A 21,690-nucleotide genomic window follows, 5' to 3' on the forward strand; every position below is an offset into this window, starting at 1 on the left:
ATTAAAAATCCTCTGAAGGCTATTCCAATCGTAGATTACAAACAATAGCTCGGTGGTCAGAAGGTGCTTCGGCCCCCTCCTGATAGCCGTCAATATAGCATGAATCTGAGGTCACTTTGAAACCCATGATATAATCTAACTGAATTGCAGGAACCCCACCCCAGGCATTGAACGTCGCTCCCCAGAAAAAGTTTTTAAGGGGAGTATTCTCCAGCAAGGTATTGAGAGGTCGGCTACCTGGTTGCACGTTCAGATCTCCCATAAGGATTGTCGGTCTTTGCTGGTCTTGACTCACAAACCTGAATCGTTTGACCATGATCTCAGCCGATCCTTGTTGGGCCAGAGAATCCACACCCCAATGGTTATTTAGTACGATAAAGCGTTTGCCAGAAGCCACACGCTCCAATTCAATCCATTCAGAATAGCGATCCCCCCATCGATCGGCTATCAGATCAATTCGTCCTGATTCGATAAACACGAACTTATCACGGTGAAACAAGATCTGCCCCAGAGGAGACACTTGCCAAGAATCACCTAACTCTTGATGAATGTATTCCAATTGCTCGGGAGTGGTCTCTTGCAAACCCAAAACATCAGGGGCCTGAAAACGAATCCCATGAGCAACCTCTCCTCGCCGGACAGCCCACTCTCGCTCTCCTGGGTCTTGAGCCAACTCAGTTCGTATATTAAAGGTCATGAACCGTAAGCTTTCATAGATCGAGTCTTGCGCTAATCCAAGTGACGAGGTGAAACCAAGGAATAAAAACGTGACTTTCAAATGTAGTCCCATGCTCCAGGCCTTATTGAGCAGTTGTGTGCATTTCATCGCAAGCTCCTACTTTGATCGATTTTGTGTAACTTTGCTGCTGTTTCTACAGCGACGTAAGAGCCCTAAGCAAGAAATTTATCGGATGCAAAAGGCTGAGAGGATTGATAACGAAACTAAGTGGAAAATTGGGTGGCTGAGGGCAGATTTGGCAAGGACCTCATCCACCCAAATTCAATGACTCGTAAAACCGTAGGTTATTATCCCACACGAAAGCTAGGAGCCTATTTCAAAAAGCTCTGGTCTAGATTGTCACTTGATTTCAAAGCGGCTCTAGAGTCATCCCATGAAGGACGACTTTTTCAGCACTTTGAATTTGAATGCTGAACGAACCAGTATGGGTCGACTCGTAGACTACGAAGCTTGCATCACTGGCTTCAGTGTTTCGCCCAGCCGCCAAAGTGGTCGTCATAGGATCGTTACCAGGGCTTGTCAGGGTGATACCCGCATCTTGATCTGTGAACAGACTTCCCAAGTACAGTGTCAGGCGATAGGCTCCAGCTGGTAGCTGACCATTAAGCGTCATAGTGCCAGCTGAGCTGATTCCTGTAGCACTCAAAGTACGCCACACACCGTTGCCACTCTCGGGGATCGTGCCCTCGGGAATGAGCAAGCGACCTCCCTGTGGCACGATATCGATTTGTACGTTACCGATTGCACTTCCCATATTAGTGCTTAGAGTTGTATTGGTTTGCCCCGTAAGGTTAAGACCCATCCATCCATTTGCAACTTGGGATGCTGCTGGACCAAACAACAATTGGAACGGGGCAAGGCGATCGTTTGCTTCGTCTTCGCTTTCTGGTTCTGTTGCTTCATCACCACCTTCAACTTCGATCCCGGAATCTAAGACCTTAGGTAGAGAGTTCTGACGAACGTAACCATCATATGTGAGTCCTATACTGGCACTTGTGATGGCCCTTTGCCGAGCGTCTCGATCTCCGAAAAGCATAAAGTTCACGTGCCACGGCTCGTCATCAGGCAACAAGTTCTTGACCATGCGAATATCACGTTGCGGAAAAGTTAGGGACCAAGTTTGATCTTTTTCCGATAGATCCATTTTTTGGTCAGCCTGCTCCAATCGACAATCGATGCTTGAATACTCTTCATCGTCCTCGGACTGACAATAAAGGTAGCCGGGAAGGCCTTCTCCACTCTCTTGCGGGCGTGTGTGTTTAGCCTCTAGCTGTTTTTGGGCTGCCTTATCAGATGTCACATTAAGTGACTGATCTTGGCAACTCCACAGAAATAGTGTGCTTAGCACCCCAGTTAATAAAATCTTCATGTCTATACTCCTCTCCAAATGCAGCAACAAGGTGTCGTAAATTTTCTACAGCTTCACTAGCACTTCAAAATTATCAGACTGCTTCATTCCATAAAATTCATAGATACACTGTCCACCGTCTACTGAAACATAGCCTGGTGTATACTCACCATTAGGATCGTTTGCCGGGCGCGTAGGATCTGATGGCTGCCCACCTTCTAAGTCCCTGCAACTGTACAATGCCGCACCATCAGCAAGGCGACCGGTAACAACCGCTTGTTCTGGGATGACACCGTTGTTCACCGCGACCCACTGAAAGTTGTCACCGGCATCAACAACCAATACTTCATGCTTATGGGCGACCTGTAAACTATCGTCGATAGACTGGTGGCTCACCCCATTGACTGCTGTAAAGCAAACTGAATAATTATTGTCCACATAGTGAGTGCGCAGCTTCCCCGGGAAAATTCCGTCACTGTGATAAGACCGGCATATAGCAAGCTCTACTTGTCGCCCTTGCTCAGTTCCTGCCGTTAAGGCGTTTGTTGGCATTGGTGCTCCTGAATTCTCTTGCCAATGTAGGAAAGGCTGAGGGGTAAACATAATACTACCGAGTTCAATGTTATCATTGGCTTCATTAACATTCGTTTCGATCTCTTGCTGCCCTGGCACCTGAACTGTAAATATCATCGATCGAAGAGAGTTATTAACAACATTCACGTCGTTACCCACAACTGTATGGCGAACATGCCATCTAGCGTTGCTCACCTGCCTTGTCGTTTCGATCGAAATCCGGCTATCATTAACCTTTACATCCCAAGAAAAAAGAGACTCTTTCTCCCCATAATTAATCTTTCTGTTGCTTTCGATGTCTTGAAGGGCACAACCCACCAAGCCATTGCTGACCTCGTCAGCTTCTTGCTCGATCTGACAGTATAGGTAGGCACCGCTGATATTTACCGGGTAAGCTATCGACTCATCATCATCATCACCGACAAGGCTCTCTGCTGAGTCCTGTTGAGCTGGTGTTTTGGTTTGAATGGCATCGACCAAATCATTGCTATTGCAACCTATCATCCATTGAAAGCCCACGAGCCACAGCCAAGTTAACTTTTTCATTTGCATCTCCGTTCACGCCTCATTATTGTGACTTCTGCCTAAAGGATTGCAATTGATGTTCCAAAATGTTTTCTTCTAGTTCCGGCAACTTAGCTCGCTAAGCTCTGCGTAGGCCCCATCGAAGGCAGTCCCTCAACCTCACATAAAAATGATTTTATTCATTGAATTCCAAGACTTAGCGTAGAATTGCTTTCAATTCGGTAAGAATGAGGCCTTCGGATTTGCACCTTTTTCCGCAAGTATTCTATAAGCTACTATTTATATTAAGGTAGTTGGATCAAGAAGAAGAACCTTTGCAAACCGCTTTTGGAGAAAAGAAGAAAGGCCCGCCCTGGAGATGGTCAAGCCTGATTTGGAAGCCTAGGCTCTGTCAAAGCCATGTGAAGTCGACGAGCACGATCCCCCTGATCACCACGCGATCGTTGGGATTCCAATTATCTTGCATTTCCCAGATCAAGCGATTGGCTTCACCGTTCTCGTTGAAGAACTTCTGAGGCATATCCATAGAAATTTTAGAACAAGAACCAGAAAGTCCGAAGCGGGTATTATTGCCTTGAGGTGAGTGAGAAAGCCAAGTGGTGGTCGGAGCCCCTCCTGCCTCTTCGAACTCGCCAGGCTTGATCACACGCAGCCCCCATTGGGCATTACTTGAAGTCCCTTGGTGATACGCATAAACTTCCGCTCTTTTAAAGGTAAACCGTCGACGATCTGAGCTACCAGAGGCATTTGGAGGTGTGAATTTAAAGCCGTGGTAGCGCACCTCGTTACCAAAGATAATAGATGGTTGGCCACTATCGTTTGAACGGAAGATTTTTCCGTTCCCCCAAACATCATCGATTTTCCAACCATTCTGCAATTGAACCAGTTTCTCAGTATGACTTTGAAACGATTCACCCCAATAGATGGCAAAACCATTACTCGGCACTTCTGCATTGTTGCAATCAGCTAGCTTTGCACTTGGATTTGTGGGCTCCATAGGTTCAAGGCTTCCACCACCTTGATTGCTATCAGAATCATCGACTCGATCATCATCGCTTCCTTGATCGGAGCCGCCTTGATCGGGGCCGCCTTGATCGGAGTTACTCATATCGTCTTCCGTGGCAAAATCAGCACTGCCATCACCTTCGCCGTGACGACTTTCATCAATAGGATCGTTGTTTCTAAATTCATCGGTCCAGGTTACACGATCGCCTTGCCGAGCAGGATCCGTATCCTTATTTGAATCCTGGCTAAACGACGATTGCTGCGGCTGTTCCAAATAGGATGGTCTCAGAGGGGCATCGGGTCGGCAAGACCAGAGTAGAAGCATAAGAGGTATGAAAATCGATTTCAGCATGTGGGTCTCCTTCAGAAGCATCTCTCGCTTGAATAAGCGATGCAAAGGCGTTGCCAATTTTCTGAAGGCCTTACCATTATAGACATAGGCGAGAGGAAGCTCATCGCTCTGTTTAGAGCCGGCTCGCAATGACTACACTTTTTGAATTTTTTTCCTAACGTTGCTAAACGATATGAATGGCAATGCTTGTCTGGGGACACTAAGAAATATCCAAGACTTCTGCTTGCAATTGCCCTTTGTTTCCCTGACCGATTCATAAGCTTATGAAATCTATGGAGCTTGACGGTGCAAACGCCTCACTATAGGCTAGTTGTACGGCAGACTACTAGGCTACAATTTGAAACTATTGAGTTAATCATGATTGCCTAGGGTCCGCTAGTGTCTTAAGGCAAGCCCATGGCTTTGACCTTGCCGAAGCTACTCTTATGAAGAGACAACAGACAATATCTTACAAATTCAAAAGGCCGCGGCACTTAGCTATCATTGCCTCGATCAAAACTGCATTACTAGCATCAAGGTACATCAAGGCAACCTCATCCTGATCACCAGGATGGTAGCGAAATCTCGAAGCTGCATCTGGTTCTTGGAAGCCTAAACTTGCCAGTAAATCCGCTGGTGAAGGAACGGTAGGTGCAATCATAACGTAGCTCGCTGATTGGCGAGAGATAAACTCAAAACATAGCAACGCCAGCCACACAATAGCCTGAGAGTCCTGGTAACGTTCATCAATGGCAAAGCGATTTAGTTCGATATTTTTAGACGGGCTCTTTCTTAGGAAGCCCGGGATGCTATGGTAGCGTTCCACTTCCAACTGGTTATCAACTGGCTTGATAGCTCTAGCCACAGCAACAAGCTGGTCGCCATCCCGTACCCCAAACCAATGAGCGACCATATCAAAATCATCTGCCAAAGACGATCCGAAGGGGTTTTTCGCAAGATGCCAAGCCGATTTATTTCCTTCTGGCGGAAGCCATTGAAGTTGCTCGCAATAGACCTGATAGAGAAGATGCTGAGCTTCTAAAATCTCTTGCCCCGCTAGCGGCCGTCCCTTGAGATGCATCAATCCCCCTCCAAATACCCTTGGATTCGTCAGCTCAGGAACTGGAGATTAGATTTTTTTCCAAGACTACTAGAATGATTCATTTTTTTAGCGAAAACCAGCCGGTTCTCAGCTTTACCAGAATAGCACGCGAGGCTCCTAGAGACGCTCCAATGAACGATTGACTCGCATGGCTAGTTTCCTGGGCACGTACAATTCGTAGTTTCTGGGCAGGTAAGCGCGCTTGCTACGGCGGAAAGCGTGTGGCTTGATACAGGGATTGTACTGGCGAATCATCTTAGTGCTGAGGGGTGTATTACGAATCAGTGAATCTAATGGTACCTTTTTCCTTAGCTTAACCATTTGCACCGGCAATGGCTTGGGCCTTAGCTTCATCTTACGCATGTGGCTACTATAAACCTTGCGGGCTGCTAAAAATTCGGCATAGAAGTTCTTGCTAGCAAATCCGAAGCTAGGAGAAGAGTAATGAGTGATCATCTTAGAGAGTCGCTTGGTCTTTAACCTTCGCGCTCCCCGGTTCATACCAGCAGCGCCGTGATTATAGGCTGTAATCGCAAGGGGCCAATTACCAAGCTTCTTGTAGTTGGTCCGCAACAGCCTCGCCGCAGCCCGAGTGGCCTTGAGAGGCGAGTTTCTTTCATCGATATGACCATTGATAATCAAAAAGCGTCGGCCAGTAGCTGGCATAAACTGCCAGAGCCCCGATGCCCCCACTTTTGAAATAGCCTTGGTGTTGAACATCGATTCCACAAATGCGATGCGCGTGAGATCGCTCGGAAGGCCATGCTTTTTAAAGATTCGCTCCATATGGGGTAATAGAGTCTGCGAGCGCTTCATAGCGATCTTAAACTTATCCGCCAAACCCTTTTGGCTTCGAAGATTGACATTACCCTTCATGAGGGCTTTCAGGGCTTCCGGTCGCTGCTTGTAGACCTGAAGCAAGCGTTTTTCGATGGCCCCCATCAGATAAGCTCTTTGCCCCAGATCACCGAACCGCTTGACTCCGGTCTCGTAGCGTTCCAGATAGCCTTTCACCAATTCCCGCTCTTCTTTACGACTGAGTTCTCGCTTTGGCAAATCGATCACGTCTACAATAAGATGGGGTCGATCGGCATCGTGAATCAAAACTTGGTGGCTTCGATAGTCTTTAAAGACCTGCTCCCAGAACCAAACCTGACGGTCGATCACGGGAGCTGATGGAAAGCTGCAAGCTAGTGCTGAGTAAAGAAGGCTTAAGGCCCCAACAAGATACTTCATCGTTAATTTCGCTGTGAAAGTTGCTTAGGCATAGCCGAGCTAGACGGACAGCGATCAGACACTAACTCAATGCGATTCTGTTCCATGAGCTTGATCATGCGGGCCATATCTCGCATCAGCTTTTTCTCCCCACCGCTGGTCTTCACAGCCTGGGAAGGCATATTGTCCAATCTTTGATCTAAGTCTTGGAGCTGCTGCTTGATCTCACTTAATAATAAAGTCACTTGGGGATCAGAAGCCGTTACCGCTGCTCCAGGGGCACTAGGCCGCTGCACTGTTTCCAAAGACGTTCGGACCATTTTTTTGAAATCCCGCTCGATATAGTTCAAACACTGCCCGATATAATGTTCTCTCAAAACTGGGTTGTTAAACTGAGCGTGTTCACGACCGAACTTATCGCCGTAGTAGTAGCCGGCAAATAGACCTATAAAGGGCAGCGGCAAACTGAAAACCACAACGAAAAGCCATAGTGGTGAACGCTTTTCTTTGATCACAACCGTATTGCTCGGTTCGCTTTTCTTTTGCTCAGTGGCTTCGAATTTGGGTACCAAATCCTCATCAAGCCCGACTCGTGGTTCCTTCACAGTTAACTCCCTAACATTGGCGAAGACAGTACGACGTATTACAAACGTCTAGGCCCAGAATGAACGATTCTAACCCCCTTCGCAAGTTCTACCTTAGATTTCAATCACTGGCGAACATCTTTCCAAATAAGGCTATTTCTCATTTAGGGAACCCTTAAAGGTTCTCCAAATACTGACGCTCTGGGCAGGTCGCACATTGCGTCACCTTGTATGAGAAATTCATAAGTTAATTGCTAGTATGGCGCAGTAGAAGTATGTCATAATTTTCAAGACACTGAATTTAAGCGCACTGTCAAAGATTCGGGTGCCGTAGAATATGGCTCCTTCGTGACTAGCTCTAGCGCTCAGCGTGATCACGTATTGAAGGAAAGATACCCAAGACATGACATCATGCACATTCGACTTAGTAAGTGCTGGAGCTGCTGCTCTTGTATTTGGTAGCGTCGTAGCCATAAAGATAGCCAATATAACCAAGTCAAAAGCGATAGGTTTCTGCTTGTTCATCCTCTCCCTATCCTCTATTTCGGTCGCTTTTATAGGTGGCCAATGGCTGCAATCTGAAGCTTGCCAAACGAGACAATAGCTCAGCTGCTCCCTGACTGACTCAAATTTCATACACCACGTGTAGCTTGCAACCTTCCCCAAACTTGCCTCTCGCCTTTGATTGGCACGATCTTGCCGCTCCTCTAACTGCAATTAATCCTGGCTTGGCCTTTGCATTAACGGAGCTGTGAGTTTTGGATTTAGATGATACGGAAGGCTAGAGAATGACCGTCAAGAAAAGATTGAAGCCCAGCGTTTGGATTTCTTACGCATCGAACATGATGTTTCTTATCCTTTGGGGAACTTTGGCACAGGCGAGCGAAGTTACATCTCAACTTTACCCCAAGGCTCAAAAGGTTTTGAACCAACGTTGTATCGCTTGCCATAGCTGTTACGGATCACCTTGCCAAATCAATCTCAATAGCTACGAAGGCATCATGCGCGGCGGCCTAGCAGATCCGATTTACGATGGCATGCGATTGACCCCACAAGACCCTACGCGACTCTTCATCGATGCCGACACCCCCGAGGAATGGCAGAAAAAACATAATTTTTTTCCCATAGTGAACCCCAAGCTCAAGACTTCCAGTTTACTGACGCAATCAACAGAACTGGGAAGATCCCGCGGTTTGAACTACCGCAACTATCAATTCGACGCTAAAAACAACCTGCAATGCCCGAAGCAAGACGCCTGGTCGGCATTTGCCAAGGACCACGTCAAACGGGGGATGCCTTTTGGCTTTCCAGCACTGACAACAGCAGAGCAATCAGCCTTGACTAGCTGGGCCAATGCTGGATTTCCAGGAGAGAGCCACGCAGATCAAACCTTAATTCAGGGAATGGATCAAAAATTACAAAAGACCATCCGAGACTGGGAAGCCTGGCTGGGTGGTGTTGCAATCAAGCAACGAATCGTGAGTCGGTATTTGTATGAGCACTGGTTTCTGGCTCATATTCACTTTGAAAACCACGACGATAAATTCTTCAGGATCGTACGATCAAGCACACCTTGGCCTCAGGAGATCAAAGAAATTGCGTCCGTCCGCCCCTTCGACGATCCCAAAGTCGAGCGTCTCTACTATCGATTTCGCCCCGTCCGCGGGGAAATTATGCATAAGAATCATATCGTTTTCGAGCTAAGTGAAGAGAACAAATCTTTCTACAATCGCCACCTGCTCCACGGTAATTGGGTATTCGAACCCAAGTCCTTCCCCTCCTACGAGCCTGACAAGGCCGCCAACCCACTTCTTACCTTCAAAGATATGCCTTTAGAAGGCCGCTATCGATTCCTACTCAGAAATGCTTTGTACTTCACACAGAGCTACATTCGTGGCCCAGTTTGCGAGGGGCAGGTGGCTGTAAACGTGATCCGAGATCATTTTATGATCGCTTTCGTCGACCCTGACAGCGACATATCCATCCAAGACCCCAACTTCCTTATCTCTGCTAATTCATACTTGTCTTTGCCCGCCAGCGGGCAGTCCTCCCCATTCGAATCCTACTACGCTGCCTATAATGAAAAACAACGGAAATATGCAAAATTTAGAGCCGATCAGTTTCGAAAAAAGCATCTAGCCCTGACCCCCAATAGCTTGTGGGATGGCGATGGCTTCGATCGCGACGCTCTTCTAACAGTTTTTAGACATTTCGATAATTCAAGTGTTCTACGTGGCGCTTGGGGGGGTAGCCCAAGAACTGTGTGGGTCATGGATTATCCGATCTTTGAAAGAATGTACTATCTACTCGTCGCAGGCTTTAACGTGTTCGACAACGTTTTTCACCAGTCCGCGACCCGTCTCTATATGGATAACTTAAGAGTCGAATCGGAAAATAACTTTCTGTACCTTCTACCAGAATCTGTAAGGGAAAAGGTCAGAGCTCATTGGTACGAAGGCAAGGATGCATGGGAAACTATCCAAGAAGATCATCCTTTGCACAGTGCATCGTACCGTTATCAATCGCTGCTAGAGCCTACCGCGACAGCCCATCCTCGCAAGATAGTTGAAGTTAGCTGGAGTAAAATTCTGCAATCTAGACTTTCTGCGGTTGCGCCAAAGGAAGATCCATTTCATTGCTGCGTTTTGAATGCTAGAAAGAAAACTCCCCGAAACGAACTAGAGACCGCCATGCAGGCATTTACAAGCCATCAGCAAGGCTTTGCTCAGCATCTCCCCGAAGCTATGCTGATTTCTCTATATAACGAGTCTGGCAAGGACACGATTCTATTTGCCAATAAACTTAGCTCTCACAGCAACATGGCGTTCATGTTCAACGAGAAGGAGCGACGACAACCAGAATACGACCGGGTTATCGTGACGAAAGACTGGGTGGGCAGCTATCCTAATTTGATCTTTCACGGCAGTCCTAAGACATTTACAAACATGGTGATGGAGCTGAGAACGGCCACGGAAAAACTAGACGTCTACAACATCCTTGGCAAGTACTGGCTAACTCGGGACACCCCAAATTTTTGGGTCATCTTTGACCGCATCCACCATTCACTCAAGTCCAAGTTTCCTCTTGTTTATGGCCGTTTAGATTTGAGCAAGTATGAAAATATATACAAGGTTCCTAAGCAATTAGGTTCTATCAAAAGTGCATCAAATACTTTGGATTCATCGATTCGCCCCACTGACAAATAAACTAGCCTAGTCAAGTTGAACTCTCAGCTAGGTGACAAGGAGCGAGCGAGGAGGCAGTACGTGCTGGATACGGTGACGAGCGACAGACAAAGTCAACAATGCCGAGGCTAGGCATTGTGTCTGTTTTGGCTCCAACCTCCTTGAAGTCGTTACGCTGCCATATTTTTATGACTTGTCACAAGTTCAAGGGGAAACGATATCACAAACGTCGATCCCCTACCCTTTTCACTTAAAATTCGAATGTTGCCGCCCATGGCTTCAGCGAGCTTTTTGCAAAGAGTCAAGCCCAAGCCAGTGCCACGCAAGCTATCATCGCGGTTGATCTGGACAAAGGGCTCAAAAATTCTGGCTTGGTCATTCCTATCAATTCCACAGCCCGTGTCGGATATGAGAATTTCAAATCGGTTTCGTTGGTGACTCAGGCTTACCTTGATCTTCCCGTTTTCAGTGAATCTGTTGGCGTTATTGACAATATTTATAATAATCTGCCTTATACGAATGGGATCTATAAACAGCTGTGAGAGATTTAAATCATTGACGAAGGTAAATTCATTGCCATACTTTTGAGACACCATTTTGCAAGTGCTAGAAATACCTTTGAAGAACTCATCGACATTGATATTTTTCTTGTCAATGGAGTATTCATTGTGAGAGATCTGTGCATAATCCAGAATGTCTTCCACCATCGCGAGCAGATAGCGACTTGAATCTAGAATAGCTTCCATGTCCGAAGCTAGCATATGAAAATCGTTTTCTTTGGTGTTTTCAGTGATCAACTCCCCATATCCGATAATTGTAGTCAAGGGTGTTCTGAATTCATGACTCATGATCGTGATGAAGTCCGACCTTGCTTGTAGCGCAGCATTGACCTCTAAATTTGCTTGTTCCAATTCCCGATGCTTCTTTAAAATTGAACGAGCCCACTCGACTTCTTTTCTCCTGTTAATAACCAAGACAAATATGGCTGAAATCGAAACGAGCACTGTCGATAGGGTTAAAGAGACCACAGCTAGATCTTTGGCCCTTTTTCTTTCCACTAAAAGTAGGCGCTCCTGATCCTTGAAGAAAGCTGTTTCTAATCTGATTTTATCGACAGTTTTCTTGCCAATCTTTGAAATTAGCATCTGAGTGATCTCTGGGGGAATTTGAGAGCTTTCCCCTGCATTCCGCCGAAACCTTATTTTAGGTTCTGCTACATTTTTGAACCAGCTATCAATAAGTACATTTATGCGAGAGATCACTGCTTGCTGTGGCTGATTGTCGCTAACGAAGTCATGAAGTTCTGATAGTCTATTAGACAGTACTACCTTCGCAGCAAAATAGGGATCCAAAAACTCTATCTTTCCAGTTAGTAAGTATCCACGTAGCCCAGTTTCCAAATCGATCACCAGCTTTTCGATCTCTGTCATCTTCCCGATAGCATCTCTCGTATGAGCGTCCCAGGCTGAGCGATTCACTAGAAAGAATATGCACATGATAGTTGTACAAAGAGATACAAGGGTTAGGTATATCGGAATTTTTGCAGTGCGAAGTGGCATGTTCCCTCCACCGCCATCATCGGTATCTCAACCGTTATCTGAACCGATGATGGCCCTTCCACAGAGGATTCGCGAATTAAGCCAGACAAATAAGCATTGAAGAGATCGAATCAAGTCGCTAATAACTGAATCAACTCAATTTTTTGACTGTTCGGGGTTCGCGATGAAATTCAACTCTCTTATATTCTGCATGAGTCTTGTTTGCAGTTTAGAACTAGCTGCAAAAACCAAATTCCTAAAATTCACCGGAGGCCCCACTGGGGGAACATTCCAACTATTTTCCAACAGTCTGTCTGTCCGGCTCTCAGAGAAACTACCCGGGGTGCGAGTTTCCAACCAAGCCTCCGCAGGCTCCACGGAGAACCTGCGTAAGATCAACCGAGGCCGGGTGGACTTTGGTGTGGTTCATTCAGGGGATCTCTTTTTAGGGAGACAAGGCAAGTTATCAGGAGACAATAAAAGCTATCAGGATGTTCTGGCCATGGCTGTTCTCTATCGCTCTGCAGCTCAGCTGGTAGTCCTAAAAAAAAGTGATATTAGGTCTCTTGCTGACCTCAAAGGCAAGCGAATTGGCATAGGAGGCCCAGGCTCAGGTGCCGCAGCGACCGCAGAGCGATTTTTTCGGTCCGTAGGTCTTTGGGATTCCATTGACCGGCAGTTTCTAGGTTACAGCAAGGCCGCGAGTGCCATGAAGGACGGACACCTTGATGCCATGTGGGTGGTTTCTGGTTTCCCAACCCGTGCCATTATAGAATTGGCAGCAACGAAGTCGGTGCGGCTTTTAGATCTGCAAGCAGAAGCCGACAAAAAAGGCTTCCTGGCAGCATACCCCTTCTATCAGGCTATTACTATCAAGGCAAAAACCTATGAAGGCGTAGACCATGATGTGAGGGTTTTTGCTGATTCAACAGTCTGGGTCGCGGGCCGAAAAACAGATGACTCCTATGTGTATAAGACTCTCAAAGAAGTTTACTCGAAGGATGGCCTCGCCTATTTGCAGTCTGTGATTCCTTCTTCGCGATACATGTCGCCAAGCACAGGAATCCAAGGGCTGAAGGTCCCACTTCACCCTGGGGCGAAAAAGTTTTGGCAGGAGATGGGGCAAGAGCTTACTAAGGAACAGCTATGACAGCCTTTAGGCAGCTTTGGAGCGATGGCCCAAGGCAAACCCTCTTGGCCTTGCTCTCCGTAGCTATGGTTAGCTTTTACGTCTATACCGCAGCGTTTGCTCCCCTTGGCCCCCAATATCATCGTGGTATCTATGTGGGAATCAGCCTCGTTATGATTTTTCTGAGCTATCCAAGCAAGCTCGGAACTTGGGTTGGGAAGCCTATCGACGTAATCTTGATCGTCGCGGCTACAGGCACTGTGAGCTACTGGATGACTCAATACGAAGCGCTGAACCTCCGCGCTGGTGCTGAAAACTCCACGGACTTTATGGTTTCCTGTATCGGCATTGTCGTGGCTCTGGAAGCCTCACGGCGAGTTCTTGGCTTCAGTTTCGTCCTAATAGCTCTGCTTATGCTTGGCTTTGCCTATGCTGGCCCGTGGATGCCAGAGATGATCCAACATGGAGGCTTCGAAATTGAGGAGATAGCTAATTACCTCTTTGTATCCACAGGCGGTGTATTCGGTATCATGGCAAATGTACTCGCCACCTATGTGATTCTCTTCATTTTCTTTGGGGCTTTTCTAGAAAAGTCGGGAGGCGCTAAATTTTTTATAGACCTCCCCCTGGCCCTAGCTGGTCATAAGGCAGGTGGTCCCGGAAAAGTCTCTGTGATTGCATCCGGTTTATTCGGTTCTATATCAGGAAGTGCGATCGCCAACACAGTTTCTACCGGCTCGTTCACCATCCCATTGATGAAGAAGTCAGGGTTTAAGCCTGAAGTCGCTGGAGCCATCGAGCCAGCAGCATCGATCGGTGGTATGTTTCTTCCTCCCATAATGGGGGCAGGAGGTTTCATTATGGCTGAGCTAGTGGAACGAAGTTACTCTGATATCATGGTGATTGCTATCCTCCCCGCCCTCCTTTATTTTCTTGGTGTTTTCTTTATGATTCATTTTGAAGCCAAACGATCTGGGGTTACCGGACTTTCGCCATCAGAGCTACCTGATACTAGAGTTGTTTTAAAAGAAGGCGCCTGGCATGGGCTGCCCTTGCTCGTCATTGTGATTAGTATGATCCTAGGTCGGTCAGCTGGCTACTCAGCCGTCTTAGGCATCGGGGCTTGCATTCTGGTCAGTTGGATCATCGGTAAAGAGCCGATGAAGATCCCTCAGATACTTTCAGCCATGATCGACGGGGCAAAAGCGACTCTAGTTATTGGTGCAACTGTCGGGGTGATTGGAGTGGTGGTCGGAGTTGTCGATCTTACCGGGATTGGTCTGCAAATTTCAGAGATGATCCTAAGCGTGGCTAAAGGCATCGAACTATCACAATTTATCCCAGGCTTGGTTGATATTCCGGCAACGGAAATCAATCGCTATGGCCAACTTCTGGTGACCTTGATCCTAGTTGCTATTTCGTCCCTGGTACTCGGTATGGGAATGCCGGTAACGGCATCCTATCTTGTAAGCGCAGTTTTGGTAGTACCCGCCTTCACCGAGCTCGGGGTTTCAGCCATTGCTGCTCATATGATCGTTTACTGGCTAAGCCAAGATTCAAATATCACGCCTCCAGTATGCGTTGCAGCCTATGCTGGTGCCGCCATTGCTAAATCGGATCCTTGGAAAACAGGTTGGACAGCATTTCGATATGCAAAAATGCTCTATATCATGCCCATCCTATTTGCATTCCACCCGGAGATTTTACTGTCTGGAGACTGGCCTAACATCGCTTTGGTATATCTTGGAGCTATTGCGGGAACAGTGTGCTTCTCTTCTTTTGTTCAGGGATATTTAATAGAACCCTTGAGTCCCTTGGGGCGGAGCTTTATGCTTGGAGCAACAGCTCTCTTTTTCTGGGGGAGTATCTTAAGCATAGGAATTGCCGTGTGCTTGGTCTTCGCGAGCAAACATCACAGCGCCATAACTAGTGCCTAGTCGATTTGAATTCGGCTAGGCGACTAGAAGCGAGCGAGGAGACAGTACCTGCTGGGTACAGTAACGCATGAGTGACAAAGTCAACAACGCCTAGGCTCCAAATCGACTTGACACTAGCAAGCAACGATGAGGCTAAGATTGTCTTAGCCTCATCCTCAATGATCAAAGTTGAGCACTAAGCCCAAGAAGGACAGAAACCGAGTTGTACCCGATTGAGTTGTCTTTAGTTTTGCCTAGACTCTGAAGGCGATCGGGACCACCAGCTAGGTTGATTTGGTATTCGTCGACTTTTGACTCTCGGATCTCTAGCATTTTCGATCCGATATCAACCGCCACCATTCCTTTGACGAAGCTCATCAATGGGAAATAGGTACCGACGCTCACATCCACACCCCGCTCACGAAACGTTTCCGTGCCACGAGCATCATAGCCAGTTGCTGTTTCGATTCCGTCAAACTCTCTTTCACCCTTAGAGTATAGGGTGTAGCGAAGCTTAGCAAACGGTGTTAGCAGGCTCTCATGGCTACCGATGAGACCGAAGTCTAAGGAAACACTATTATGTACAGCATCAGTGGTAAGATCGCTGGCACCTGTGAAATTATCGTACTTTGCAGTGCTAAACGATAGACCTGTAGTTAGCGGGAGTCCAGTAAGGCCCTCAAGCTGATAGCCAAGGCTCAAGCGAGCTTCGTTGCTATAGTTTTTAGCACTTACTTTGCCAGTATCAAAGCTGGACTCCCGGCGTCCGGCTTCCATGTCTACCGAAAAATCAGCAAGTGCGGGACCAGCTAGTAACACGCCTAGCAAAGCGAATGATGTATATTTCATGGCTATCTCCTATTTTTCAACTTTAATCAGAACGGTGTCGTTTTCACCAACAGAAAATCCAAGATCGAGATCAAGCAGATTCGATGCCTCATCAAGATTAACCTGTACTGAGCCAAGGACTTCACCTTTGTTGGCCTCATATTGCTTATGAGCCCAAGTTTTCTTGATGTGGAATAGGATGTCGCCAGTCTCACGATCGAAGTCCGGAAGAATATTCGCGCGATTGACAACGAGGCTCTTGTCCCCTTTTGGGTACTTCATCGCCATTTTATCGAGAATCATGTAGACGATCTCGTAGTCGAGAGTTTTGCCGTCCTCCAACTTGAGAAGAGGAAGTCCTTGATCCTGATCTTCCAGTGCAACGTCAGCTAACTTATAGCTGATTGTGTGATAAGCCAGTTTCTCTTGCTCACGAAGAAGTGTTCTCACTTGAGTTAAGGCTTCTAAAGCCTTGGTTAGTAGATCCTTGTCTTCAGAACCTACGCTTTTGCGATCAGCACACTTTTTTTCACCACAGGTAGCCAGATTGGAAACTCGGTTGACAGCGTTGGCAAGCTCACTAAGAAGTGTTTTCTTCTCCTTCTCAAGCTTTTCCTTTTTCTTCTTATCGTCTTCTGCATCTAACTTAGTCTGGTTGGTCTGAAGTTTATTTGCAAGAATCTCGATCGTCTTCTTGGTTTCCATATCTTCAGCATAGATCTCGTGGGCCTCATCGGCCTTCTCGCGCTCTGCTTTTGTAAGGAGAATGGCATCCTTGACGCTCAGTGCAACTTCTTCGGAGACTGGCTCAAGGTTCAGCATATACCGATCTAAAGCCTCAACCTTAAACTCGACTGTTTGACCTTCACTAGACGCCGGATAGTAGTGTTTGCTTCCTAGCTTTGTGCCATTTAGCACTAGACGATAGTCACCAGCACTCCAGTCCAGATCCTGACGAGCGATTTTTATTAGAAGAACTTCCTTATCCAGCGAAACTTCAAATAAGTCATCGCTTAAGGTCTTATACTTCACCTCTTCCGTCTCGCCATCAGATTCTACTTTCTTCTGAAAAGCGATCATCTTCTTCAAGTCTGCTTTGATAACGTCTGGATCGCCTAGAAGAACTCCACCAAGAGGCAATGAAAAACTGATCGGATTAGCGACAGACTCATCGTAGGTATTCGTCTCATAGGTTGTACTCACCAAGGCAGCACCTGGCACCGAAACAGCTTCACGATTTTTCGCTGGACCATGATCACCAGAATCATCGTTTTGACAGGCGATAGGCAATACCCCTGCAAGAGAGACAATCAAGGCTTTTCTAAACATACACAGCTCCTTGTTACTCAAAATTTTTTTGCTGCAATGAATTGTCTAGTTTTAACTTCAACCGAAACTCATATCATGCGAAGCCACAAAGATTACAAACACTGCAAGCAACTATCACGTTCCTAAGAACGACTAGATATAAGTAAGAAGATTTGCGATGACAACGAATTATTGCGTTTTTTAGCAAAAAAAATAGGTTTTTGACTGAGAGTTACGTTTTGTTGGATCAGTATGACCCGATGCTCGACCTTAAAAAATAACTAAGACGGTCGTGAGTAAGCCTAAGTTTGGGTGTTGGAGGATGCAAGCACATCCTCCTTTTGCCGGAATAGTGTATCCCTTAAAACTCAGGTGATTCTATATAGAGACTGGGGCTATTGCCCCTAAATCGGTGAAAGCCATGGCCTAAGAGAGGGTACTTCGTATCTTTAGTGACCAAGCTAAAACTAGACATGCTCCAGTTATCATAACTGCAAAACGTGCAGTTTCCCGAACGATGGATAATTGTGACGCCGTTGAGATCGAAGGGGTGGCTTAGATTTGCGACGTTGATCGTGAACTCTTTAAACGAACCATTGGGCAAGGATGAGGCTCGATTAATATTTCGAAACCATTGAACTCCTGATTGGGTGTCAACACGGATATCGATTCGACTGCCGCCTCGCACGTCGTCTCCTCCAGTGTTAAATTGAGCTAGCAACTCTCGGGCGTGCAAGGGAGCACTACTTAAAAAAGCCGATCCTAGAATGATCTTTGCTAGTATTACTGTCGTTCCATACTTCATAACTTTTTCCTTTCGTAATAGAATGCTTTTGGAGTTGATTAAAACTAGCATCATTTTTTAAGTGAGTATGATAGTGACTATATGTCTGAGGCTGATTTGCGTCCGCAAATTTTGCGCTTTGCGAACCCTGTTAAAGGAGGCACATTATGTCTGTTAAAGTAAATCCCCTACACAAGCTGTCGTGCCATTGCGGGGCTGTCGAGATCCAGTTGACGCTTCCCCAAGGCATTCATAAGCCAAGGCGATGCAATTGCTCCATATGTATGAGACGGGGAACGGTCGTCGCTTCGGTCAAGCTTGAGGACCTTAAAATTCTAAAAGGGAAAGAAAAGCTTAGCCTATATCAATTCAATACGATGACAGCAAAGCACTACTTTTGCTCAATATGCGGAATCTATACTCATCACCAGCGGCGATCTGATCCTACTGAATATGGCTATAACACCGCTTGTTTGGAGGGTGTCAACTCATATGAGATTAAAAATGTCGAGATGGGCGATGGTGTGAACCATCCTAAAGATCGAATCTGATCAGCAAATCGAGCTTAATGCTACCTAAGGCACGAACGTCTTTAGAAAAGCCAAGACCCTATCCTAGAACATCTTGCAATTCCTGGGTTCGCGCCTCGAAATTCTGTTCGTCGAGATCATCAGACTCGCACAGGGTAATATAGTTGGTCTCCTCGTCAGAGTAACTTTTCCGCGACAATAGCTTCGCGTACGTCCGCGCTTTTTGAAACGTGTCGCGACTTTCTTCGAAAGATCGATTAAACCAGTCTATGGCCATACTGTAATCTGACTGGCGATAATAGCCATAGCCGATGTTAAACATCAGCTTTGTCTTCGCATCGCGATCAACAATGAAACTTAGAGCAGACTTATAGTGAGTGATGCCTTCATCGATGGCTCCACCATGAACCTTCGTGATACCAATACAGTTCATCAAGCAAGCCAAGGTTCTTGACAGGGAAGGCGTCTTCTCTCTTATATAATCTTGAAGGTTTTGAGCTACAGTCTTGCCCGCAGCGGCGATTTTGTTATTAGGGTCAAGTTTCAGGCCGCGTTCAAAGGACTCAAGGGCTTCATCAGCTTTCTTAGATTGAAGCTCCAGCTGACCCAAATGACAAATTCTCTCCAAATTATCTGGGCTCAGCACATCAGCTAGCTTAAGATAGTTATAGGCATCCTCGTTCTGCTTGCGCTCCATACAGATTTTTCCCATGAGGGTCAGCATTCGAACGTTACGATGATCACCATCCATCAGCTTGACTAATAGAGACTCACAGGCCTGATAATGGCCGCGCTCCCAAAGAATATCCGCAAGCAGTAGGCTCAATGGCACAGGATTAGGGGCTTGCGCCAGCAGATCGATGATAGTTTTCATTGAAGACTGGGAATCTTCCCGCAAGTCTAAGGCCTGATGAATCATCTGGTAGTGTGTGTGATACCATTCATACTCATCGAAAATATTCTCCAGCTCTTTTTGGAAAACGTTTTGTGTCACAGGCTTTGCTAAGAACGACATGCAAAAAAACTCATCCGCCAATGCCAGGTCTCGATCTGCGATCGTTCCCGAAACCACCAGAATCGGCGTCAAAGCAAACCGTGGATCTTGTCTAAGCCGATGGGTGATACCAGGACCCTTGATACCATCTTTGATATCCCAGTCGATGAGAAAAAGATCGAACTCTTTCTCAAGGGCAAAGTCTTTGAATAGAGCTTCAGCAGTTTCATATTTGCAGACTTCGAACCCAGCATCTAAACAATACTGGCTAAGAATCTGTTGATAATGAGGGTCGGCATCGATGATTGCGACCGTCTTAGCGACGGAAGTAGCCATAGTTACAACTCCAAAGAATTTTCAGCTTTTGCATATAAGTTAAAGCTTCGGTCGCTATGGTGGCTTTTTTAGGCTACTTTAAAGCCAAGTAGATACCTGCCTAATTTTAGAACCTTAGCAAGAGCCACCGAAAATCAATTAAAACGGTAGCTCCAGACCCGTCGCTAAAAAGTTAGCTTAGGAATCAAACGGACTATACAGATAGAGTGCTTTCTTACTCTAGGTAGGTATGGCGCGGCGTTTGCAGGATCTCAGTCGATAATCGGGCAACTCCATGAGGATGATTCATGAAGTTTCTTATCCCTATGTTTTTCGGGGCCTTGATTGTTGCTGTTATCAACTCTTATTCCTCCAAGCTGAGCGCTACCCGATTCTCATCAGAAGACCTGGAAAACATCGAAACTAGTGTGCCACTACTTGAAATGCAATGGCCATCATTTGGGCCAATCTCATCACCCTTCGGGACTCGCAAGGGTGGCTTCCATTATGGTATTGATATCGCGTCAGATCCTGGAACTCCAGTTTACGCGATTGCTCAGGGTAAGGTCTATTGGGCAGCCAAGGCAAAGGGTTATGGCAATACGATAATCTTAGACCACCCGTTTAACCTTCAGTCTACCTATGCTCACCTCGATAAAATCTACGTGCGCTGGGGCCAAAAGGTCTCAACTGGAGAGCTGATCGGCACGGTGGGCTCCACAGGTGTGGTGACAGGACCTCACCTGCACTTCGAAGTGCGTTTAGCCAGCAAAGCTCTCAATCCCACAGAGGTTTTCACACCTCACCCAGGGTCGTTTCTGATTGATAATCGATTTGAGCGTATTCCTGAAGGTAAGAAAGCACCGGAGCAAACGAAGAGCCTGCCGTTTCAACCTATTCATTAGCGGCACCATAAGGCCCATGGGCTAGAAAATGTCTAACTCTTGGCCAAATAGAGTGTCTAAAGCTTTAACAGTTTTTTATGGAATTTCTCAAGCAACACCCGATGTCATGTAGGGACAGTTCATCGACATAAAACGCCCAGAGGGGCGATTGCGATTTTCGGCTTGCTTTGCCAGATTAGCGATCACCTCGTGGTTCCTCTCCCCAGGCCTAGGCTTTTGGCTATGAAAGTCTGAAACCTCAACTTGCAGCATATTTAAGATGATAACAGATAGAAAGTGTAGGAGAGCCCTTTGGAATTCATTCGCCTTGCGAAAGAATCGTCCAATACGGGTCAGATAGCTCATTCCAATATAGACAGCCGTCATGGTTGGTCCCCCACTACAAAGTATTTACGCTAAGGCAATCTCTTTGTTATCGACAAGTTAGGGGGGACACTTTAGCTAATCTGTAATTCTTTTATTTAAATACGATTTTCCAGCATCTTAGCGATAGCGGCTCCGCGGATGCACCATAAAATCATTCGTAATAAAAGTATCTTATGACGCATCAGAAGATTGTAGCGGGCTCTGCAGATAGTTTCCAATAGCCTGAATGGCTGCATCCACCGCATGTTGGCTGCAAACATCAACACGCTGATGGTAGCGGAAGCGCTGGTTGCCGCCGATAACCCGACAGGACACTGTTTTCACCTGATCACTGCTTCCTCGGATATCAATATTGATTTCGCAATCCGACGGCAGCCCCAATGCCATTGCTTTTAATTTGCTGCGAGCATAGCGACTCAGAAACATTGAGTCGCGCTCACTGTCAAACGTAACTGTCACTCCCATGACCG

20 protein-coding genes are annotated in these 21,690 nt (G+C 46.5%); 5 read left to right on the forward strand and 15 right to left on the reverse strand.

What is annotated here, in order from left to right:
- Positions 1-19 precede the first annotated feature (19 nt).
- The 8 genes from B9N89_RS05615 to B9N89_RS05650 all read right to left on the reverse strand — a co-directional run bounded on the left by B9N89_RS05615 (position 20) and on the right by B9N89_RS05650 (position 7,947).
- Positions 20-826 carry an endonuclease/exonuclease/phosphatase family protein gene (locus tag B9N89_RS05615; protein ID WP_132315983.1) on the reverse strand — a complete coding sequence of 269 codons (807 nt, stop codon included), beginning with the start codon at positions 824-826 and terminating at the stop codon, positions 20-22.
- 262 nt (positions 827-1,088) lie between these two features.
- Positions 1,089-2,108: a hypothetical protein gene (locus tag B9N89_RS05620; RefSeq protein ID WP_132315981.1), complete on the reverse strand. Its 1,020-nt coding sequence runs from the start codon at positions 2,106-2,108 to the stop codon at positions 1,089-1,091.
- Between the two features lie 45 nt (positions 2,109-2,153).
- On the reverse strand, positions 2,154-3,206 hold the full coding sequence (locus tag B9N89_RS05625; RefSeq protein ID WP_159455169.1) for a DM9 repeat-containing protein: 1,053 nt from the start codon (positions 3,204-3,206) through the stop codon (positions 2,154-2,156).
- A 370-nt stretch (positions 3,207-3,576) separates the two neighbouring features.
- A complete protein-coding gene (locus B9N89_RS05630) occupies positions 3,577-4,542 on the reverse strand; it encodes a hypothetical protein (RefSeq protein ID WP_132315977.1) in 966 nt (321 codons plus the stop codon).
- Between the two features lie 448 nt (positions 4,543-4,990).
- A complete protein-coding gene (locus B9N89_RS05635) occupies positions 4,991-5,602 on the reverse strand; it encodes a GNAT family N-acyltransferase (RefSeq protein WP_132315975.1) in 612 nt (203 codons plus the stop codon).
- A gap of 138 nt (positions 5,603-5,740) precedes the next feature.
- The gene (locus tag B9N89_RS05640) at positions 5,741-6,859 is read right to left on the reverse strand and encodes a lytic transglycosylase domain-containing protein (RefSeq protein ID WP_132315973.1); all 1,119 of its coding nucleotides are present in this window, start codon (positions 6,857-6,859) and stop codon (positions 5,741-5,743) included.
- Positions 6,860-6,861: 2 nt separating this feature from the next.
- The gene (locus B9N89_RS05645) at positions 6,862-7,443 is read right to left on the reverse strand and encodes a hypothetical protein (RefSeq protein ID WP_132315971.1); all 582 of its coding nucleotides are present in this window, start codon (positions 7,441-7,443) and stop codon (positions 6,862-6,864) included.
- A gap of 219 nt (positions 7,444-7,662) precedes the next feature.
- On the reverse strand, positions 7,663-7,947 hold the full coding sequence (locus B9N89_RS05650; protein WP_132315969.1) for a hypothetical protein: 285 nt from the start codon (positions 7,945-7,947) through the stop codon (positions 7,663-7,665).
- A 263-nt stretch (positions 7,948-8,210) separates the two neighbouring features.
- Here B9N89_RS05650 and B9N89_RS05655 point away from each other — a divergent pair, with 263 nt between their 5' ends.
- Positions 8,211-10,628: a fatty acid cis/trans isomerase gene (locus B9N89_RS05655; protein WP_132315967.1), complete on the forward strand. Its 2,418-nt coding sequence runs from the start codon at positions 8,211-8,213 to the stop codon at positions 10,626-10,628.
- Between the two features lie 149 nt (positions 10,629-10,777).
- Here B9N89_RS05655 and B9N89_RS05660 read toward each other — a convergent pair whose 3' ends face one another.
- Positions 10,778-12,166 (reverse strand): sensor histidine kinase, encoded by a 1,389-nt coding sequence (locus B9N89_RS05660; RefSeq protein ID WP_132315965.1) that lies wholly within the window; start codon positions 12,164-12,166, stop codon positions 10,778-10,780.
- 163 nt (positions 12,167-12,329) lie between these two features.
- On the opposite strand from B9N89_RS05660, the gene B9N89_RS05665 reads away from it, so the two are divergent.
- Complete coding sequence (locus tag B9N89_RS05665) at positions 12,330-13,295, forward strand: TAXI family TRAP transporter solute-binding subunit (protein WP_132315963.1); 966 nt, start codon at positions 12,330-12,332, stop codon at positions 13,293-13,295.
- On the forward strand, positions 13,292-15,211 hold the full coding sequence (locus B9N89_RS05670; protein ID WP_132315961.1) for a TRAP transporter permease: 1,920 nt from the start codon (positions 13,292-13,294) through the stop codon (positions 15,209-15,211). Before B9N89_RS05665 ends, B9N89_RS05670 begins: the two co-directional genes overlap by 4 nt.
- Positions 15,212-15,373: 162 nt before the next feature.
- On the opposite strand, the gene B9N89_RS05675 is transcribed toward B9N89_RS05670, so the two are convergent.
- From B9N89_RS05675 to B9N89_RS05685, 3 genes are all read right to left on the reverse strand, one after another.
- Complete coding sequence (locus tag B9N89_RS05675; RefSeq protein ID WP_132315959.1) at positions 15,374-16,039, reverse strand: hypothetical protein; 666 nt, start codon at positions 16,037-16,039, stop codon at positions 15,374-15,376.
- A 9-nt stretch (positions 16,040-16,048) separates the two neighbouring features.
- On the reverse strand, positions 16,049-17,347 hold the full coding sequence (locus tag B9N89_RS05680) for a hypothetical protein (RefSeq protein ID WP_132315957.1): 1,299 nt from the start codon (positions 17,345-17,347) through the stop codon (positions 16,049-16,051).
- A 340-nt stretch (positions 17,348-17,687) separates the two neighbouring features.
- Entirely contained in the window at positions 17,688-18,131 is a 444-nt protein-coding gene (locus tag B9N89_RS05685) for a hypothetical protein (protein ID WP_132315955.1), read from the reverse strand.
- Between the two features lie 146 nt (positions 18,132-18,277).
- On the opposite strand from B9N89_RS05685, the gene B9N89_RS05690 reads away from it, so the two are divergent.
- Positions 18,278-18,661 carry a GFA family protein gene (locus B9N89_RS05690; RefSeq protein WP_132315953.1) on the forward strand — a complete coding sequence of 128 codons (384 nt, stop codon included), beginning with the start codon at positions 18,278-18,280 and terminating at the stop codon, positions 18,659-18,661.
- Positions 18,662-18,719: 58 nt separating this feature from the next.
- Here the strand turns inward: B9N89_RS05690 and B9N89_RS05695 are convergent, their stop codons facing one another.
- The gene (locus B9N89_RS05695; RefSeq protein ID WP_132315951.1) at positions 18,720-19,970 is read right to left on the reverse strand and encodes a response regulator; all 1,251 of its coding nucleotides are present in this window, start codon (positions 19,968-19,970) and stop codon (positions 18,720-18,722) included.
- A 287-nt stretch (positions 19,971-20,257) separates the two neighbouring features.
- Between B9N89_RS05695 and B9N89_RS05700 the strand changes: the two genes are divergently transcribed.
- The gene (locus B9N89_RS05700) at positions 20,258-20,854 is read left to right on the forward strand and encodes a M23 family metallopeptidase (RefSeq protein WP_132315949.1); all 597 of its coding nucleotides are present in this window, start codon (positions 20,258-20,260) and stop codon (positions 20,852-20,854) included.
- A gap of 87 nt (positions 20,855-20,941) precedes the next feature.
- Here the strand turns inward: B9N89_RS05700 and B9N89_RS05705 are convergent, their stop codons facing one another.
- Positions 20,942-21,220: a hypothetical protein gene (locus B9N89_RS05705; protein WP_132315947.1), complete on the reverse strand. Its 279-nt coding sequence runs from the start codon at positions 21,218-21,220 to the stop codon at positions 20,942-20,944.
- Between the two features lie 171 nt (positions 21,221-21,391).
- A complete protein-coding gene (locus tag B9N89_RS05710; RefSeq protein WP_132315945.1) occupies positions 21,392-21,685 on the reverse strand; it encodes a hypothetical protein in 294 nt (97 codons plus the stop codon).
- Positions 21,686-21,690 lie beyond the last annotated feature (5 nt).

The sequence above is a fragment of the Pseudobacteriovorax antillogorgiicola genome (assembly GCF_900177345.1).
In the GTDB taxonomy this organism is placed as follows: domain Bacteria; phylum Bdellovibrionota_B; class Oligoflexia; order Oligoflexales; family Oligoflexaceae; genus Pseudobacteriovorax; species Pseudobacteriovorax antillogorgiicola.

What these genes read in the sequence shown, in the direction of transcription:
- B9N89_RS05660 (WP_132315965.1), bottom strand. Translation starts at nt 12,166, where the DNA reads ATGCCACTTCGCACTGCAAAAATTCCGATATACCTAACCCTTGTATCT.
- B9N89_RS05685 (WP_132315955.1), bottom strand. Translation starts at nt 18,131, where the DNA reads ATGAAGTATGGAACGACAGTAATACTAGCAAAGATCATTCTAGGATCG.
- B9N89_RS05705 (WP_132315947.1), bottom strand. Translation starts at nt 21,220, where the DNA reads ATGACGGCTGTCTATATTGGAATGAGCTATCTGACCCGTATTGGACGA.
- B9N89_RS05665 (WP_132315963.1), top strand. Translation starts at nt 12,330, where the DNA reads ATGAAATTCAACTCTCTTATATTCTGCATGAGTCTTGTTTGCAGTTTA.
- B9N89_RS05670 (WP_132315961.1), top strand. Translation starts at nt 13,292, where the DNA reads ATGACAGCCTTTAGGCAGCTTTGGAGCGATGGCCCAAGGCAAACCCTC.
- B9N89_RS05620 (WP_132315981.1), bottom strand. Translation starts at nt 2,108, where the DNA reads ATGAAGATTTTATTAACTGGGGTGCTAAGCACACTATTTCTGTGGAGT.
- B9N89_RS05625 (WP_159455169.1), bottom strand. Translation starts at nt 3,206, where the DNA reads ATGAAAAAGTTAACTTGGCTGTGGCTCGTGGGCTTTCAATGGATGATA.
- B9N89_RS05680 (WP_132315957.1), bottom strand. Translation starts at nt 17,347, where the DNA reads ATGTTTAGAAAAGCCTTGATTGTCTCTCTTGCAGGGGTATTGCCTATC.
- B9N89_RS05615 (WP_132315983.1), bottom strand. Translation starts at nt 826, where the DNA reads ATGAAATGCACACAACTGCTCAATAAGGCCTGGAGCATGGGACTACAT.
- B9N89_RS05640 (WP_132315973.1), bottom strand. Translation starts at nt 6,859, where the DNA reads ATGAAGTATCTTGTTGGGGCCTTAAGCCTTCTTTACTCAGCACTAGCT.
- B9N89_RS05655 (WP_132315967.1), top strand. Translation starts at nt 8,211, where the DNA reads ATGACCGTCAAGAAAAGATTGAAGCCCAGCGTTTGGATTTCTTACGCA.
- B9N89_RS05650 (WP_132315969.1), bottom strand. Translation starts at nt 7,947, where the DNA reads ATGAACAAGCAGAAACCTATCGCTTTTGACTTGGTTATATTGGCTATC.
- B9N89_RS05700 (WP_132315949.1), top strand. Translation starts at nt 20,258, where the DNA reads ATGAAGTTTCTTATCCCTATGTTTTTCGGGGCCTTGATTGTTGCTGTT.
- B9N89_RS05675 (WP_132315959.1), bottom strand. Translation starts at nt 16,039, where the DNA reads ATGAAATATACATCATTCGCTTTGCTAGGCGTGTTACTAGCTGGTCCC.
- B9N89_RS05710 (WP_132315945.1), bottom strand. Translation starts at nt 21,685, where the DNA reads ATGGGAGTGACAGTTACGTTTGACAGTGAGCGCGACTCAATGTTTCTG.
- B9N89_RS05635 (WP_132315975.1), bottom strand. Translation starts at nt 5,602, where the DNA reads ATGCATCTCAAGGGACGGCCGCTAGCGGGGCAAGAGATTTTAGAAGCT.
- B9N89_RS05690 (WP_132315953.1), top strand. Translation starts at nt 18,278, where the DNA reads ATGTCTGTTAAAGTAAATCCCCTACACAAGCTGTCGTGCCATTGCGGG.
- B9N89_RS05630 (WP_132315977.1), bottom strand. Translation starts at nt 4,542, where the DNA reads ATGCTGAAATCGATTTTCATACCTCTTATGCTTCTACTCTGGTCTTGC.
- B9N89_RS05695 (WP_132315951.1), bottom strand. Translation starts at nt 19,970, where the DNA reads ATGGCTACTTCCGTCGCTAAGACGGTCGCAATCATCGATGCCGACCCT.